General features: G+C 66.2%; 15 protein-coding genes. 6 read left to right on the forward strand and 9 right to left on the reverse strand.

Features of this window, described 5'->3' with window-relative positions; genetic code table 11:
- Positions 1-19: 19 nt before the first annotated feature.
- A complete protein-coding gene (locus tag ACFPJ4_RS12745) occupies positions 20-1,105 on the forward strand; it encodes an NADH:flavin oxidoreductase/NADH oxidase (protein ID WP_386740823.1) in 1,086 nt (361 codons plus the stop codon).
- A gap of 309 nt (positions 1,106-1,414) precedes the next feature.
- On the opposite strand, the gene ACFPJ4_RS12750 is transcribed toward ACFPJ4_RS12745, so the two are convergent.
- Both ACFPJ4_RS12750 and ACFPJ4_RS12755 read right to left on the reverse strand, forming a co-directional pair.
- A complete protein-coding gene (locus ACFPJ4_RS12750; RefSeq protein WP_386740824.1) occupies positions 1,415-2,596 on the reverse strand; it encodes an RtcB family protein in 1,182 nt (393 codons plus the stop codon).
- Between the two features lie 379 nt (positions 2,597-2,975).
- Positions 2,976-4,703: an IlvD/Edd family dehydratase gene (locus ACFPJ4_RS12755; protein WP_386740825.1), complete on the reverse strand. Its 1,728-nt coding sequence runs from the start codon at positions 4,701-4,703 to the stop codon at positions 2,976-2,978.
- An 84-nt stretch (positions 4,704-4,787) separates the two neighbouring features.
- On the opposite strand from ACFPJ4_RS12755, the gene ACFPJ4_RS12760 reads away from it, so the two are divergent.
- From ACFPJ4_RS12760 to ACFPJ4_RS12780, 5 genes are read left to right on the forward strand one after another with little or no spacing between them, the layout of a single operon-like run.
- Positions 4,788-5,555 carry an IclR family transcriptional regulator gene (locus ACFPJ4_RS12760; protein ID WP_386740826.1) on the forward strand — a complete coding sequence of 256 codons (768 nt, stop codon included), beginning with the start codon at positions 4,788-4,790 and terminating at the stop codon, positions 5,553-5,555.
- Positions 5,552-6,463, forward strand: coding sequence for an SMP-30/gluconolactonase/LRE family protein (locus tag ACFPJ4_RS12765; protein ID WP_386740827.1), 912 nt, complete (start codon positions 5,552-5,554; stop codon positions 6,461-6,463). The genes ACFPJ4_RS12760 and ACFPJ4_RS12765 overlap by 4 nt, the downstream gene beginning before the upstream one ends.
- 10 nt (positions 6,464-6,473) lie before the next feature.
- On the forward strand, positions 6,474-7,334 hold the full coding sequence (locus tag ACFPJ4_RS12770) for a fumarylacetoacetate hydrolase family protein (RefSeq protein ID WP_386740828.1): 861 nt from the start codon (positions 6,474-6,476) through the stop codon (positions 7,332-7,334).
- A gap of 11 nt (positions 7,335-7,345) precedes the next feature.
- A complete protein-coding gene (locus ACFPJ4_RS12775) occupies positions 7,346-8,347 on the forward strand; it encodes a zinc-dependent alcohol dehydrogenase (protein ID WP_386740829.1) in 1,002 nt (333 codons plus the stop codon).
- Between the two features lie 19 nt (positions 8,348-8,366).
- Complete coding sequence (locus ACFPJ4_RS12780) at positions 8,367-9,116, forward strand: SDR family NAD(P)-dependent oxidoreductase (protein WP_386740830.1); 750 nt, start codon at positions 8,367-8,369, stop codon at positions 9,114-9,116.
- Positions 9,117-9,196: 80 nt separating this feature from the next.
- Here ACFPJ4_RS12780 and ACFPJ4_RS12785 read toward each other — a convergent pair whose 3' ends face one another.
- The 7 genes from ACFPJ4_RS12785 to ACFPJ4_RS12815 form a co-directional block, all read right to left on the reverse strand.
- Positions 9,197-9,865, reverse strand: coding sequence for a DUF3885 domain-containing protein (locus ACFPJ4_RS12785; protein WP_386740831.1), 669 nt, complete (start codon positions 9,863-9,865; stop codon positions 9,197-9,199).
- 236 nt (positions 9,866-10,101) lie between these two features.
- Entirely contained in the window at positions 10,102-10,590 is a 489-nt protein-coding gene (locus ACFPJ4_RS12790; RefSeq protein ID WP_386740832.1) for a WapI family immunity protein, read from the reverse strand.
- Between the two features lie 155 nt (positions 10,591-10,745).
- Entirely contained in the window at positions 10,746-11,744 is a 999-nt protein-coding gene (locus tag ACFPJ4_RS12795) for a hypothetical protein (RefSeq protein WP_386740833.1), read from the reverse strand.
- A complete protein-coding gene (locus tag ACFPJ4_RS12800; protein ID WP_386740834.1) occupies positions 11,705-12,370 on the reverse strand; it encodes a hypothetical protein in 666 nt (221 codons plus the stop codon). The genes ACFPJ4_RS12795 and ACFPJ4_RS12800 overlap by 40 nt, the downstream gene beginning before the upstream one ends.
- Positions 12,367-12,711: a PadR family transcriptional regulator gene (locus ACFPJ4_RS12805; RefSeq protein WP_386740835.1), complete on the reverse strand. Its 345-nt coding sequence runs from the start codon at positions 12,709-12,711 to the stop codon at positions 12,367-12,369. The genes ACFPJ4_RS12800 and ACFPJ4_RS12805 overlap by 4 nt, the downstream gene beginning before the upstream one ends.
- 53 nt (positions 12,712-12,764) lie before the next feature.
- A complete protein-coding gene (locus ACFPJ4_RS12810) occupies positions 12,765-13,706 on the reverse strand; it encodes a hypothetical protein (RefSeq protein WP_386740836.1) in 942 nt (313 codons plus the stop codon).
- A gap of 356 nt (positions 13,707-14,062) precedes the next feature.
- A complete protein-coding gene (locus ACFPJ4_RS12815) occupies positions 14,063-14,719 on the reverse strand; it encodes a helix-turn-helix domain-containing protein (RefSeq protein WP_386740837.1) in 657 nt (218 codons plus the stop codon).
- Between the last annotated feature and the right edge of the window lie 1,020 nt (positions 14,720-15,739).

The following is a 15,739-nucleotide window of genomic DNA, read 5'->3' on the forward strand; positions in this document are numbered from 1 at the left end:
GTCCGAAAAGAGCCTCACCATGACCGCAAAACTCTTCGAACCTCTCGTCATCCGGGGCGTCGAACTGCGCAACCGCATCTGGGTCTCACCCATGTGTCAGTACGCCTGCCTCGATCACGACGGGATGCCGCACGACTGGCATCTGGTGAACGCCGGCACCTACGCCGCAGGCGGTGCCGGGCTGGTCATGATGGAGGCGACCGGTGTCAGTCCGGAGGCGAGGATCACCTCCGAGTGCGCGGGCCTCTGGAACGACGCGCAGCGCGATCGCTGGGCCCGTGTCGTCGACTTCGTCCATTCGCAGGGTGCGGCCGCCGGCATCCAGCTCGCCCATTCGGGGCGCAAGGGCTCCGACTACCGGGGGTTCACCGCCGAGGCGGGCAAGACCAAGCCCGAATCGGAAGGTGGCTGGACGACCGTCGCCCCCTCGGCCGTCGCCTGCGTAGGCATGGACGTCCCCGTCGAACTCGATCGGGCGGGCCTCGACAAGGTCGTCGACGACTTCGGTGCGGCGGCCCGGCGGGCTGTCGAGGCCGGATTCGATCTCATCGAGATCCACGCGGCGCACGGCTACCTGCTTCACCAGTTCCTCTCGCCGTTGAGCAACCGGCGTACCGACGAATACGGGGGCAGCCTCGAGAACCGGGCGCGGCTGCTGCTCGAGATCGTCGATCGAGTTCGCGAGGTCGTGCCCGAATCGATGCCCCTGTTCGTACGGTTCTCCGGCACGGACTGGGTGGCTGAGGGCGGTTGGACGCCGGAGGAGACGGCGCGGGTCTGCTCCTGGGCCGTCGACCGTGGGGCGGACTTCTTCGACATCTCGAGCGGGGGGCTGGTCCGCGACATCTTCATCTCGGTCTCGCCGGGGTACCAGGTGCCGCTGACCGAGCTGGTGCGCGAGCAGGGTCGGGTGCAGGCGGCGGCGGTGGGCAAGATCACGACCCCGGCGCAGGCCGAGGCGATCCTGCAGGAGGGGCGAGCCGACGCCGTGTTCCTCGGCCGGGAACTCACGCGGGATCCGCACTTCGCCCTCCGCGCCGCGAAAGAGCTCGGTGTCGAGATCGACTACGTGCCGCTGCCGTTCCGGGCGGCCACGTGGGCCTGATCCCCGAGCGTTCCCCGTCTCGACCGATCACACGACCTTCGATTCCGTACTGGTCATCGGCCGCGTGTTCGTGGCGGACGACGGCGATCGTCCGGTCGCCTCCGCGCTCGCGCAGCAGATCCGGCTGAGGTCTCGGCCCCGGTCTCGTCACCGGTGCCGCAGACGATGATCCCTCCGGTGTCGCCACGTACGCTCAAGCGGGAGCCACCTACCAGTACGGCCTGCCCGCCGCCCGAGCTCTGAATCGCTGAAGGCTTCCCACGGCCCGACCGGACGTGGGCCCCGGGTTTCTCCCGGAGCCCACGCTCGCTAGTCGCCCTTCACGTTGAGGATCTGCCGCAGCGTGGAGACGATCCGCACCAGGTCTGAGGCGTCAGCCATGACCTGGTCGATGTCCTTGTAGGCGGCCGGGATCTCGTCGAGGAACGCGTCCGTATCCCGGAACTCGATCCCCGTCATGGCCTCCCGCAGCTGCTCGTGCGTGAAGGTCTTCCGAGCGGCGCTCCGCGAGAACATCCGGCCGGCGCCGTGAGGCGACGACTCCAGAGCGACGGCGTTGCCGAGTCCCTCGACCACGTACGACGCGGTTCCCATCGATCCGGGAATGAGTCCCTTCTCGCCGAGCCGCGCCGAGATCGCTCCCTTCCGCGAGAGCCAGACGTCCTTGCCGAAGTGGCTCTCGAGCTGGGTGAAGTTGTGGTGACAGTTCACCCGCTCGACCTCGACAACCGGTTCGCGCATCCACTCCGAGAGCTGCCGCACGACACGGTCCATCATCTCCTCACGGTTCAGCAGGGCGAAGTGCTGAGCCCACCGCAGCTCCTCGATGTACCGGTGGAACTGGGGCGTGCCCTCCACCAGGTAGGCGAGGTCGGGGTCGGGCAACGTGATCCACCAGCGTTCCATCTCGGCCTTGGCGATCTGGATGTGGTGCTGCGCGATCTTGTTGCCGACGCCCCTGCTCCCGGAGTGCAGGAAGAGCCATACGGCATCTTCTTCGTCGAGGCTGACCTCGATGAAGTGGTTGCCGCTGCCGAGCGTGCCCAGCTGCAGCTGCCAGTTGCCGGCGTAGCTCGACGGGTCGAAACCGGCCCGCGCCGCCTTTTCCTGGAGTTCGGCTACACGGGGCTCTGCGGTCTCCACGATCTTGCGGTTGTAGCTGCCCGCCGAGGTCGGCACGGCCCGCTCGATCTGCTCGCGCAACTCCCGCAAGGGTGAGTCGACCGAGACCCGGTCGATGTCGGCTTTGGTGAACGCCGTCTTGACGGCGATCATGCCGCAGCCGATGTCGACGCCCACGGCGGCCGGCATCACCGCGTGGAGGGTCGGGATGACCGACCCGACGGTGGCGCCGAGACCCAGGTGGGCGTCCGGCATCAAAGCCAGGTGCGGGTAGATGAACGGCATGGTCGCGGTGGTGCGAGCCTGTTCCTCGGCGTTCTCACCGAGGATGGTCGCCCAGCTGAGCAGCCGGTTCGTGATCTTCTTCATCGTCCTTTCGATTCTTCAGAGATGGGTTGGGATGGGCGCTCGGGACGGGCGCGACCATCCGGCTCTGCAGCACCGGAAAGGACGGGTCGTGTGAGAACGACAGAGGCCCCGAGCCTCGACCAGGCAGGGGACGTCGAAGTGACGGCGCGTGCCTACGCGAGGTTCTGGAGGGTGCGCAGATCGCGCGGTTCGTCATATCGCATCTCGAACACGCGGCGCTCCTTCCAGGTCAACGGGGTTGCTGGCCTACTCGGCACAGCCTTGCGACACTAGCCGGGGAAGTGAAGGTTTGTCCACACCCAGTTTGTGAACAGGCTTCTGGACGCAGTGCGAGCTTGCGCTTTTAGCAGGCAGGCGGGGAGGCGACTCGAGGGTCACGTCAGTGCGACTCACGCGATACCTTGTCTCCGCTCGACCCCTGCAGGAAGTCCAGGTCGGCACCGGTGTCGGCGCCCATCACATGATCGACGTAGAGCTTCTCCCACCCGCGCTTCGGCTTCGCGAACCCGTCGAGCGTCGCCTGGTTCGGCGTGCGGGAGTTCAGCTCGTCCTGCGTGAGGTCGAGGGTCAGCCGGCGCTTCGGCACGTCGAGCTCGATCCAGTCGCCCGTCTGAACGATGGCGAGCGGCCCGCCGGCGGCGGCCTCCGGTGTGACATGCAACACGACCGTTCCGTATGCCGTCCCCGACATACGTCCGTCGCAGATTCGCACCATGTCGCGTACGCCCTGTTCGAGCAGCTTCTTCGGCAGCGGCATGTTGGCGACCTCCGGCATGCCCGGGTACCCCTTGGGCCCGCAGCCGCGGAGGACGAGCACGGAGTCGGCGGTGACCTCGAGCTCGGGGTCATCGATCCGGGCGTGCATGTCCTCGATCGAGTCGAAGACAACCGCCTGCCCGCGGTGGTGGAGCAGCTCCGGCGACGCAGCAGCCGGCTTGATGATCGCGCCTCCGGGGGCGAGGTTGCCCCGCAGGACGGCGATTCCCGCGTCGGGGATCAGCGGCGTCTCGCGAACGCTGATCACCTCGTTGTCCCAGATGCGGGCATCGTCGAGGTAGTCGACGAGCGGCTTGCCGGTGACGGTGAGGGCGTTCGGATCCAACAGGTCCTTCACCTCGCGGAGGACCGACAGCAGACCGCCGGCGCGGTGGAAGTCGTCCATCAGGTACCGACCCGCCGGCTGCAGGTTCACCAGCAACGGGACTCCCGATCCGATCGTGTCGAAGTCGTCGAGCGTCAGCGGGATGCCCAGCCGGCCGGCGATGGCGAGCAGGTGCACGACGGCGTTGGTCGAGCCGCCGATCGCCGCCAGCGCCACGATCGCGTTCTGGAAGGAACCCCTCGTCAGGAAGGAGCTGGGCCGCCGATCGGCCTCGATCAACTCGACGATCAGACGGCCTGTCTCGTGGGAATTCTGGAGCAGACGGGCATCGACCGCGGGGGTCCCGGCGAGACCGGGGATGATCATCCCGAGCGCCTCCGTCACGAGCTCCATCGTCGAGGCGGTGCCCATCGTGTTGCAGTGGCCCTTGCTCGAGATCATCGAGCCCTCGGACTTGAGGAACTCCTTCTCGCTCAGGGTTCCCGCGCGCACCTCTTCGCTCAGCCGCCACACGTCGGTGCCGCAGCCGAGCGCGACGCCCTGGAACGTCCCGGTCTTCATCGGCCCACCGGGAACCACGACGGCCGGGAGGTCGACCGAGGCCGCCGCCATCATCAGCGAGGGGATCGTCTTGTCGCAGCCCCCGAGGAGCACCACGCCATCGATCGGGTTGGCGCGGATCATCTCCTCGGTCGACATCGCGGCCATGTTGCGCCAGAGCATCGCGGTCGGACGCACCTGCGTCTCACCCAGCGACACCACGGGCAGGTCGAGAGGAACGCCGCCCGCCTCCCAAATGCCGGCCTTGACGCTCTCCATCACCTCGTCGAGGTGAGAGTTGCATGGCGTCAGGTCCGAGGCCGTGTTCGCGATGGCGACGTGCGGGCGACCGTCGAACGCGTCCTCCGGAAGACCACGTCGCATCCAAGCCCGATGGATGTAGGAGTTGCGGTCGGTGCCCGCGTACCACTCGCTGCTGCGGTGGGAGCGTCCTTGCTCGGCCACGTCGCCTTCTTCCATTTCGTGGAACATTTGTCTAACATGTGGAACGCAATGGAGATTACACCCGCAGCTCTCGTTACGGAACCGGTGAGCGACGATCGCCTCGTCGGCTCAGACCGGGTGCTCGCCGTGCTCACCGAGCTCGCGAAGTACCCGGAGGGGGTCACGCTCGACGAGATGGCGCGGGTGATGAGCAGTCCGAAGCCGACCATCCACCGGGCGCTCGCCTCACTGTGCAGGGCAGGCCTGGCCGGACGTGACGGGCGCGGGCACTATCTTCTCGGCGACGAGTTCCTCCGCATGGCGTTCGCGCACCACGAAGCGCGCCCCGATCACCTCCGGGTCCAGCCGATCCTCGATCGACTCGCCAACCGCTTCGGCGAGACCTCGCACTACGCGGTCCTCGACGGAGCCGACATCGTGTACCGCGCGAAGGTCGACCCCACCGTCGGCGCGATGCGGCTCACGTCCACGGTCGGGGGAAGGAACTCGGCACATGCCACCGCCGTGGGCAAGCTGCTGCTGTCGCTGCAACTGCCCGACGAACAGGCCGTGAGGGCCTGGGTTGCGGAACATCCGTTGCGCAAGATCACGGCTCGTACTGCCGGCACCGCGCAGGAGCTGCACGCCCAGCTGGAGACCGTGCGCGAACGCGGCTTCAGCGTCGACGATCAGGAGAACGAGCCCGGCGTCAACTGCCTCGCCGTCCCGGTGTTTCTCTCGTCACCGAACGAGCCGTCGGGGGCGGTCAGCATCAGCGCGCTGTCGTACCGAACGCCCTTGTCGGCCCTCATCGAGGAGTTGCCGGTGATCCGCTCGATCGTGGCGGGCCACGTCGACGAGACCGCGCTGTGAGCACCTTCACGGCGACCGTCGCGTCGGCGCAGCGTCACGTCCTCGCCGAGGGTCCCGTCTGGGATGCCGACACCGACACCGTCATCTGGGTGGATGTCGTCCGCGGCCACGTCTACCGCGGCGCCCTGATCGGCGACTCGATCTCACCCCTCTCCGACGAGGGATTCGACGGCATGGTCGGCGCCGCCGTGCCGGGCCCGGACGGCAGCCTTCTCGTCGCCTGCCAGGATCGCCTCGTCGTGGTCGCCCGTGACGGGAGTCGCACCGACGGGCCTCGCATCGTCGAGGCCGGCGATCCGAGCCGGACCAACGACGGTGCGGTCGATCCCGCCGGCCGCTTCCTGATCGGCACGATGGCGTTCGACGAGCAGGGCGGACACGATCATCTGTTCCGCGTCGACCACGACGGTTCGCTGGACACGCTCGATGCCGACCTCGGCATCTCGAACGGCCTCGCCTGGTCGCCGGACGGTGGCACGCTCTACAGCGCCGACACCCTCGCCCGGACGATCTGGGCGCGGGACTACGACGCCGAGACGGGCGCCACCGGTGTCCGCCGAGCCCAGTTGGTCATCGAGGGATTCCCCGACGGCATCTGCGTCGACGAGCGCGGCTACCTCTGGATCGCGGTGTGGGGCAGCGGCCAGGTCCGCTGCTACGACCTGGACGGCCGAATCGTCGACGTCGTCGAGGTCGACCCGCCTCATGTCTCGAGCGTGTGCTTCGTCGGCCCGGAGCTGGACCGACTGCTGATCACCACGGCCTCGCGTGATCTCGACGAGGCCGGCCTGCTCGAGCATCCGGATGCGGGGCGGCTGTTCCTCGCGGATGTCGGCGTCGCCGGCATCCCCACCTTCTCCTGGTCGGGCGCGTGGTGGCGTCCGACCAGGCACACGACCGCAAGCTGATTGGAACCACATGCACCTCATGCGCATCGGAGCCTCCGGCTCTGAGAAGCCCGTCGCCCGCATCGATGACGACACGTACGTCGACCTGTCGGATGTCGTCGGCGACTTCGACGAGCAGTTCTTCGGCAGCGGACTGCTCGCCGGCCTGGCTGACGTCGTCGCCTCACGGGTCGAGCGCGGACGCGTCTCGACGTTCGACGGCGAACGCATCGGCGCGCCGATCGCCCGGCCGCACCAGATCCTGTGCATCGGGCTCAACTACCGTGACCACGCCGCCGAGACCGGTCAGGCTGTCCCCGACGAGCCGATCCTCTTCACCAAGTCGCCCAACACGCTCATCGGCCCGAACGACGAGGTGCGGATCCCGCGCGGCTCGACGAAGCCGGACTGGGAGGTCGAGCTGGGCATCGTCATCGGCAAGCGGATCAGCTACCTCGACTCGGTCGAGGACGCCAAGGAGGCGATCGCCGGCTTCTGCGTCGTGAACGACGTCAGCGAGCGCGCCTTCCAGCTCGAGCGGAACGGGCAGTGGTCGAAGGGCAAATCCGCCGAGACGTTCAACCCGGCCGGCCCGTGGCTGGTGACGCCCGACGAGATCCCGAACGTGCTCGACCTGGGGATGTGGCTCGACGTCAGCGGCGTGCGCCGCCAGACCGGCTCGACCTCGACGATGATCTTCGATCCGTACTTCATCGTCCACTACCTCAGCCAGTTCATGGTGCTCGAACCCGGAGACCTCATCAACACCGGGACGCCCCCCGGAGTCGGCATGGGTTTCAACCCGCAGGTCTGGCTGCAGCCCGGCGACGTCATGGAGCTCGGCATCGACCGCCTCGGATCGCAGCGCCAGACCGTCATCGCCCCTCGCTGATGCGCGCGTTCGTGCTGACCGGGCCTCGCGAGTTCGAGGTCCAGGACGTCGCTCCACCCGTCGCCGAGCCCGGTCATGTCGTCATCGACGTGCAACGGGCGGGCGTATGCGGCACCGACGTCGAGTTCTTCACCGGCGGGATGCAGTACCTGCACGACGGCTTCGCCGAGTACCCGCTGCGCATCGGTCACGAATGGATGGGGACCGTCGCCTCGATCGGAGAAGGGGTCGACCCAGCGTGGATCGGGCGTCGCGTCACCGGTGACACCATGCTCGGCTGCGGCATCTGCCGTCGGTGCCTCCGGGGCAATCAGCATGTCTGCGAGTTCCGATACGAGGTCGGCATCCGGGGCGGCTTCCCCGGAGCGCTGGCCGAACAGCTCGCCGTGCCGGTCACGGCGCTCCACCCCCTTCCTGACACCGTCGATGACACCCTCGGTGCGCTCGTGGAACCGGGTGGCAACGCACTGCGCTCCGTCTGGGGCGCCAAGCTGCAGCAAGGCGACCGCCTGCTGGTCCTGGGCCCCGGAACGATCGGGCTCCTCGTCGCCATGTTCGCCAAGGCCGAGGGGGCCGAAGTCCACCTGATGGGTCGCTCGCCGCGATCCCTCGAATGCGCCCGCGCCCTCGGCTTCGACGGGGTCTGGACCGAGGACGAACTCCCCGTGCTGCCCTGGGATGCCGTCATCGACGCCTCGAACACACCGGCTCTCCCCGCGAAAGCTCTCGACCTGGTGGAGCCGGCCGGCCGGGTCGTCTACGTCGGGCTCGCCGGCAGCCCGTCGCTGGTCGACACCCGGACGATCGCCCTCAAGGACGTCACCGCGGTGGGAGTGCTCAGCGCTTCACCGGGGCTCGCCGGAACCGTCGAACAGTACGCAGCGGGAGCGGTCGATCCTCGTCCCCTCGTCGCCGCCACCGTCGGACTCGACGGCGTCGGAGCGGTCCTGGCCGGAGAGCGCCCGCTGGGCGCAGGTCTCGGCCCCAAGATCCACGTCGACCCCCGCATCTGATCCGCTCGAAGGAGAGCCCATGACCGAGTTCAACAACCTCGTCGCCATCGTCACCGGAGGAGCATCCGGGATCGGTGAGGCAACCGCCGCCCTCCTGGTCGAGCGCGGCGCTCGAGTCGCCGTGCTCGATCGGAGCGTCGCGAACATCCCCGAGTCGCAGTTCGGCGTCGTCTGCGACATCACGGATGCCGCTCAGGTCGACGCGGCCGTCGGAGCGGTCATCGACCACTTCGGCGGTCTCGACATCGTCATCAACAACGCCGGGATCGGCGCGTCCGGTGACATCGCCGCGAACGACGACGACGAATGGCACCGCGTGCTCGATGTCAACGTCGTCGGACTCGCCCGGGTCAGTCGCGCCGCCCTGCCGCACCTGCGCAGGTCCGAGCATGCCGCGATCGTCAACACCTGCTCGGTGGTCGCCGTGGTCGGCGTGCCGAACCGAGCGCTCTACTCGGCGAGCAAGGGAGCGGTCGCATCGGTGACCCTCGCGATGGCAGCCGACCACGTCGCCGAAGGTATCCGAGTCAACGCGGTGACGCCCGGCACCGCGGACACGCCGTGGGTCGGACGACTGCTCGGAGAGGCCGACGACGCCGAAGCCGCCGCCGCGGCCCTTCGCGCGCGGCAGCCGATGGGGCGCCTCGTCACGGCGTCGGAGGTGGCCCAGGCGATCGTCTACCTGGCGTCGCCTCTGTCATCGTCCACCACGGGGACACTGCTGGCCGTCGATGGCGGCATGGCCGGCGTTCGGGTGCCGACCAGCTGACGGACAGAGTTCCCAGGTACGTCGTTCAGCGGGCGCAACTGCTGAACGATTTCAAGGCTGCAGAGTTGCGCACCAGTCGACTAGTCGCCTGGTCGCCAGTGCTCGTGTCGCGCACGGAGCGTGTTCGCATCGTCGATCGAGGTCAAGTAGATGTCAGCACCGCCGTCGTACGGGTGGTAGAGCCAGTTCATGCCGTCGTCGGTGATGTAGATCTGGCCGTCCTCTTCCACGACTCGCTCTAAGGAATGCTTCAGTTTGGCGAGTTCGGTGACGGGGGTCACCCAGAAGTAAGTGAGCGGGTCACCCTCTTCGTCGCGCGTGTCGCGCCATGAGAGCCAGGGCCACGAGCCTGGAAAGACACTCCTGCTCCATGCGCCGAAGAGGTCGTTCCTTCCCCAGTCGGCTGCGACGACGACGAGGGTCGAGTCGCCCGCGAGTTCTACCAGGTCCTCGAGTGCGGTCATGTGGCGGCGTATTGCCTCCACCATCTCCTCGGGTGTAAACGGTCGAGTACCGGCGTCGGGCAGGCTGTGGAAGCGGATGAATTCGCCGGAGTAGCGCGAGTGAAGATGCGTTTGGCCGGTTGGGCTGGGGGCGAACTCCGGCCACCGCGTCACCCATCTCGACGTGAGCGCGGCCGCGCGGGCACTGAGCTCGCCTTGTTCGAAATCGCCGCGAATCCCACGAAGGCGGCGTGTCGCCACGCTGAGGCGCCAGCGCAGACTCCAGAGGAAGTCTCGTGCGCTCACAAGCCCATACTGGCGGATCACTCGCATTGCCAGGCGCCGCGCAGCTCCAGTCGGATGGACTCAGCGCGCCGGAGCGGTCGGTGTCAGGCGGGATCGAAATGGCCGGGCGTCGCGATTCGAGCGCTCTCGAGTTCAGATGACGCGGCCTGATCCGAGAAGTCGCAACCCACTGGGCCAGATCTGGGCGTGGCGGCCGACCGCCTCGTGCGCGGATCGCCCCTCTGCCCCGGGCCGAATCAACCCCGATAGGGGAACTGGGCTAGCTGGTCTTCCCACTCCTTGGCCGCCCGCTCCAGATTGCCCGGAGCGGTCGTCAGGTCGAGGGAGTACTCCATGTCGACCTCGACGCTCTCGACGCTCGATGGCGGAGCCGACTCCAACGACAGGAAGAATCGCACCGTGACCGCGGTGGGGGTGAACTCGACCAGCCCCAGGCCGATGTTCGGCTCGATCATCTGAAGGCTCGGCAAAGGCAGGCCGTCGGCGCCGACCTCCATCTGCGTACCGTGGCCGGCCGCAGCCGCCCTCAGCCAACGCGCGATGGAGTGGGCCTCATCCACGAGTAGGGCGGGGTCCTGGAACGTCCACGCCTGATGGCGATCTTGGACTCGTCCTTTGATGATCAGCCAGTTGTCGTCGTAGGGATCGCCGCTTGGATTCTTGTACTGGTAGCCGATGGGTGTGAGCCGGACGAAGCAGCCCGAGCCGTCATCGCGGATCTCCATGATGGTGGAGCCTACCGAACGGTGCGCCGTGCTGAGGGTGGCGTTGTACCAAGGTAGCGCTTCAAAAAGCCCGAAAATACGGCACTTTTGGATGACATTGGCATCAGTCCAATGACATGGATTCTCTTACGACTGTGGGAAAAATGTGGGCACGGCTATCGCTGAGCCGGCATCGGATCGGGCGGCGCCTCGTTGAGGACTTTGCCGTCGATGCTTCCCACGTTGAGGATCGTGTAGGCCGAGAGATTCAGCGTGTCCCCGGCATAGATGGTCCACGGGTATCCACCCCGTCGAACCTGGTTGATCGTGTTGAGGTAGTCGAACCCTTCACCGCTCGGAGAGAAGAAGCCGAAGCGATCGGCGATGTAGTCGATGACGTCGCCGGACGCCACAACATAGGCAGCGGGATGTCCGGCCGAATCGAGGGTGACGGTCCCGGTTGCGTAGTTCTCGGGTCCGTTGTCGACGGGAATCTCCACGTGGTACTTGCCGACCATGTCGGTCCCGACGGAGGCTCGCTTACTCGGAGAAGAGGTGGGGATCGCACCGGGAGTCGCACTGGGGGTCGCCAAAGGATTGGGCAGCGGCTTGTTGACGACGATGCCCGTACCAGGTTTAGTCCGGTAGGACTGGTATGCCTTACAGGTCTTGAAGTAGTCCTCCAAGGGCTTCAAGTTCCCGTTTTCGGCGGGAAGGAGGATCGTTGCCTTCCAGGCTCCATCGGAGTTGTCTGCACTGGATACGGAAACGGGGAGGTCGTTCCAGGCCCTCAAGCTGATCAATGCCGTCGAGCGCGCGCTTGCCCTTCCGCCGATGACCTCGTTCACCCACGAGCACTGATAGAAGAACGAAATGAAGGCTCGGTCGCTCTGGGGCGAGGGCGGGTTACCGGAGAGAGGCGGCGGCGACTTCGGCACTGCGTCACCCGGTGCGAACGGATAGGGCCAACTCTCGACCACGTGCTGATAGTCGGCCAGCTGAGTCGCGGTGAGGGGCGCGGGCGCTGAGTGGGGGAGCTTCGACGTCGCACTCTGGTAGGCGACAACTCCCGCGATCGTGCCTGCTACGAGAACGGTGGCTGCTCCGATAGCGATGCCCGCGATGACCGGCCGCCTCATCGGGACGAGGACTTCCTGCGTTCCGGCGTCCACCATGCCGTCGCCGCGATATAGAACACCGCAACGCAGGTCGCTATCGACGCCTGTCCGACTCCCCACAGGGGCGTCGATTGGGATACGTAGAACAGCAGGGTCGTGTTCTTGGCCAGAAGTCCTACGCCGACGGTGACGACGACGGGAGCGCCGGCAGCGATCCAAAGCGATCCGAGCGGTCGGGTCTGTTCGCGGAGTAGAAGCAGCAGCCCGCACATGATCCCGAGTGCGGCAACGAGCGTCGGCATCGCAGAAGCGTCGCCAATGAGGATTCCATTCCCGTCACGGATAACGGCGGTCAGTGCAAGAGCGACGAGTCCTATCCCAAGTGCAGTGGCCCCAAGCAGCAGCCAGCCGTCGAAGGGTCGCATTCGATATCCCGCCGAGTCGACCGCTCTGAGTTGTGCGCGTCGCCACGCAAGGTCCGACGGGATCCCCTTGATCGTTCGCCACGTGATCGCGCGTGCGATTGCACGCGGCCTATTTCCCTGGAATGCACTCCACTCGGTGTGGTCGAGAACATCCGCGGCTAGTTCCTCCCTGCGCTCCGAGGCGACCTCCTCGGGAAGACCTCGCGTATAGACGGCACACCAGCGATCGACTCTCGACTGTGCGTTGTGGTTGGTCATGCGAGTGCCGTCCGAGCGGGCGACGCTTTGACTTCGGAGGGTCTCAATGCGGCAGCCTTCGCACCCTCTCCCGTGACGCGGTAGAACCGTCGTCGAGGGCGCCCTTCGTCTCCTTCGGTCGGTATCTCCCAGTTCGACTCCAGCATGCCCATCTTCGACAGCCGGCCCAACGCCTTGTAGAGAGTTCCATGGCCGACTAGACCGCGGTCGCCCTCGGCTTCCGACATCCGTCGGGCCAGAACGAAACCGTACACCGGCTCGTCTGCGGCTTCGAGATCCATACAGGTTTGCAGGATGCGGTACTCGAGATCGAGCAGCCTTCCAACCGGGCGACTGGGCATGGCCTAACCATAGGAAGGTATCTTCCTTCGTGCAAGCCCCGCGAGCCTCGCGTTTAAAATTGGTCGTTCAGAAGCGCTTCGTAGTCCCAGGCGCTCATCGGCCGAGCATGATCGATCGCCGCTCTGAGCAGGGACTCGGACGTTGAGGTCGACCCGACGGCTCGCACGAGGTACCCGTCGAGGACGGCTGCGACTTCGTGCCTTGTCGCGCTCGTACGGATCCAGAGCTTGCCCGAACGGCTGCACGTCATCTCCGCCTCGGTGCCAGAGTTCCCCGCGAGTGGGGCACCGCACGCCGACCCGGGTCTTGGCTCGGTGAGAAGGGTGAAAAGGACTGGATAGTCGCCATTCGCTTGCCGCTTCGCGGTCAGATAGCGGCCGACTGTCGCGCTGGATCCTGGGTAAGCCAGTACCTGTGCTGGCTGTGTGCCTGCGACGGTTGTGACCTCGGGGCGCACAGTCGATCCGAAGCGCCGCTGACCCTCCGCGAGGTGGTGGTCGTAACTGCCGACAGCCAGCGCCACGATCCCCGTCGTGGCCGCCACTGCCAGCAGAAGGCCGGCGATAGCGCGGGTTGGCCCCCGGTGCGCCAGCAAGGCGATAGCGAACGGGATGATTCCCGCCAGCAGAGGCGGGAACCAAAGCCAACGATCGAGTTGCCCGTCACGACTCGACAGTCCGAGCGCGAACGCAAGCGCCGAACCACCCGCCCAGGCTAGGGATGTGAACGCAAGCCATCCGCCCGAAGCGCGGCCGAGGAAGCCGACGCCGAGAGCGCCGAACGTGATCGCTGCGATGATGACGCCCAGCACCGCGAACCCGCTCGCGAGAAGAGGCCCAACAACGAACAGTGCGACGAGTGCGTACTGCGCGATGGCGTACAGCGCCGCTCCGGCGCCGAAGGCGAGCGCTGCGTGCGCCCACGGCTTGGGGCGGCCGCCGAGAAGCCACCATTCGCGACTGAAACCTCGCGGTGCTGAACCTTCGGACCCCACACCGTGAATCTAGCTCACTAACGCTCGGCTAGGCGGCTTGCCGGAGACGCTCAAGACCATCGGCCGTGCCCTCAGGGGCCGGTGTCGGCGTTGTCCCGAGTCATTGGCAACTCCATATGCGAGGCGATGGCGCTCCGAGCGGTCGCCGGGGGACGAACGTTCGCGTGACCAGCACTCCGTGGAACAGAGCCGCCAGGAGGACTGGCACGAGCTCGACGTCCGGCAAGTACCACTGTCAACAGTGGGCCCGGTGGGGCTCGGACCGCCGACCAGGCACCAGCCTCCGCGGATGCGCCTCGAGACGGCGATGATGCCATGCCACGACGCCTCCTGCTTCGGCGTCATGGGAGGCAGGACTAGTGAGGCCACGAGACGCCTCGCATCAGATCGAGTGCGCGACCGTCCTCTCGTGGACGGTTCCAGTCCGCGAGGTCGGCGATGATCAGCCCAAGTGGAACCGGATCGGCGGGCTTCCGGCCCACAACGTGGAGCCGCACGTTCAGTGAAGCCGACTCGACCAACAGGTTGTCCCGAAGGAATCGCTCGAGGTCCGCAGCCTCGATGTAGCCCTCGAACTCACGCGCGGCAGACATCCCGGCGCGAGGATCGCTGATTCCGGATGCGACGGCCCGGCGGTCCGCGGCGATCTCGGGGATGTCGGCGGGGTTCGCCCCGACATCCACGACCCGAATCTGGCGCGACCGTAGCCACGAGTGCAAAAGCTCGAGAGGACTCTCGTCTCTGCGCAGGCGATCGACATACTTACCGAGGAAGAACCGTTCTTGAGGGTCGAGCCGCTCGGGGACGTCGCCAGACATGGCGTGGATAATCAGCTCGGCCATCCGTGCGCTCAACGGTCGCCCCCGCGCCGCTCGCCGGTTGACTTCCTGCTGATCGATCACCCAGGAGCGTCCCACGCGTTGCGCCTTGACTTGCCCGGCGCTGATCAAGGCAAGCGCGCGCTGCCGTGAGACCCCACGGGCTTCGGCGAATTCTGAGACGCTCAACTGCATTGAACTAATATAGCCAAACGACAATAGGAGATCAATGGGCGAATGCCCTGGCGGCTCCGGTGTTGTGTGGCGCGCCTGCTTGAGGGTATGTCCACGGCCTGACTCGCGTCGGCCAACTGCCGTGACGTGTTAAAAATCGGGTAGTCGGCAGAGGGTTGCCAACTACCCGCGCCGCCTTAGCTGATCCAAGTCTTTAGTTGGCGTCGAAGAGCCGACCTGACCACACTTCGCTGTTGCGGGTCCGAGAGCAAGTCGCGGGGGGAAGCTGGGCTTTCGCCTGTTGAATCCCCTAGCCATTCATCTACAAGCGTGTGGGCCTCTTCAAGAGCTCTTCCAGCCTCGACTAGCACGTCACAGGCCTCTTGGATGAGATCAGCTTCCTCAAATGGTCCCGACGCCTGCCTATTGATGGTGATTGTAGGAACAACGACCCGCGAGTTGTGGTGGAGCCATCTTTGGACAAGTAGATTGACACCGCGGTTGGACAGGATAGCTATTCGTTCACCGGTCTCGAGTTCTGCGGGTGCAACAACGTCGATTTCTTCAAAATCGATGAAGTATGTTCATTCGGCGGCGTGCTCGGGTTCAGGCGCCCGAGCCGCGCAGGGCTCGGCACTGAGCCGGTGCGGAATTGGTGCACCCTGAGTCCCCCAAACGGTCGACTGTAAAGCTGACATGCGCTCGCATAGGCTACCCATAGCTACCCATAGCTACCCATAGCTACCCATAGCTACCCATAGCTACCCATAGCTTCCCTGGATGTTTTGTGAGGGGACGGGCGGGGGACCATGAAGTCGCAGGTTGGGATGTTGGTTGCCGCATGGATGGCTGCGGTAGTCGGCGGAGTGGCATTAATCGTGGTTCTGGTCGCATGGCTGAGAACCCCTAACCCTGACTACAGCTGCCTTCAGGCTCTCTGGCCAGACCTCGATTTGGCCACGGTTGTGCCGGAGGGCGGGACTGGGTCGTGGTCGTGGTGGCCGACGGGTCTGGTCTGCCGTTTTCCGATGACGAGTGGAG

Origin of the sequence: Lysinimonas soli, assembly GCF_042655435.1 — a bacterium.
GTDB lineage: Bacteria > Actinomycetota > Actinomycetes > Actinomycetales > Microbacteriaceae > Lysinimonas > Lysinimonas soli.

What these genes read in the sequence shown, in the direction of transcription:
- ACFPJ4_RS12770 (WP_386740828.1), top strand. Translation starts at nt 6,474, where the DNA reads ATGCACCTCATGCGCATCGGAGCCTCCGGCTCTGAGAAGCCCGTCGCC.
- ACFPJ4_RS12815 (WP_386740837.1), bottom strand. Translation starts at nt 14,719, where the DNA reads ATGCAGTTGAGCGTCTCAGAATTCGCCGAAGCCCGTGGGGTCTCACGG.
- ACFPJ4_RS12805 (WP_386740835.1), bottom strand. Translation starts at nt 12,711, where the DNA reads ATGCCCAGTCGCCCGGTTGGAAGGCTGCTCGATCTCGAGTACCGCATC.
- ACFPJ4_RS12780 (WP_386740830.1), top strand. Translation starts at nt 8,367, where the DNA reads ATGACCGAGTTCAACAACCTCGTCGCCATCGTCACCGGAGGAGCATCC.
- ACFPJ4_RS12750 (WP_386740824.1), bottom strand. Translation starts at nt 2,596, where the DNA reads ATGAAGAAGATCACGAACCGGCTGCTCAGCTGGGCGACCATCCTCGGT.
- ACFPJ4_RS12800 (WP_386740834.1), bottom strand. Translation starts at nt 12,370, where the DNA reads ATGACCAACCACAACGCACAGTCGAGAGTCGATCGCTGGTGTGCCGTC.
- ACFPJ4_RS12790 (WP_386740832.1), bottom strand. Translation starts at nt 10,590, where the DNA reads ATGGAGATCCGCGATGACGGCTCGGGCTGCTTCGTCCGGCTCACACCC.
- ACFPJ4_RS12745 (WP_386740823.1), top strand. Translation starts at nt 20, where the DNA reads ATGACCGCAAAACTCTTCGAACCTCTCGTCATCCGGGGCGTCGAACTG.
- ACFPJ4_RS12795 (WP_386740833.1), bottom strand. Translation starts at nt 11,744, where the DNA reads ATGGTGGACGCCGGAACGCAGGAAGTCCTCGTCCCGATGAGGCGGCCG.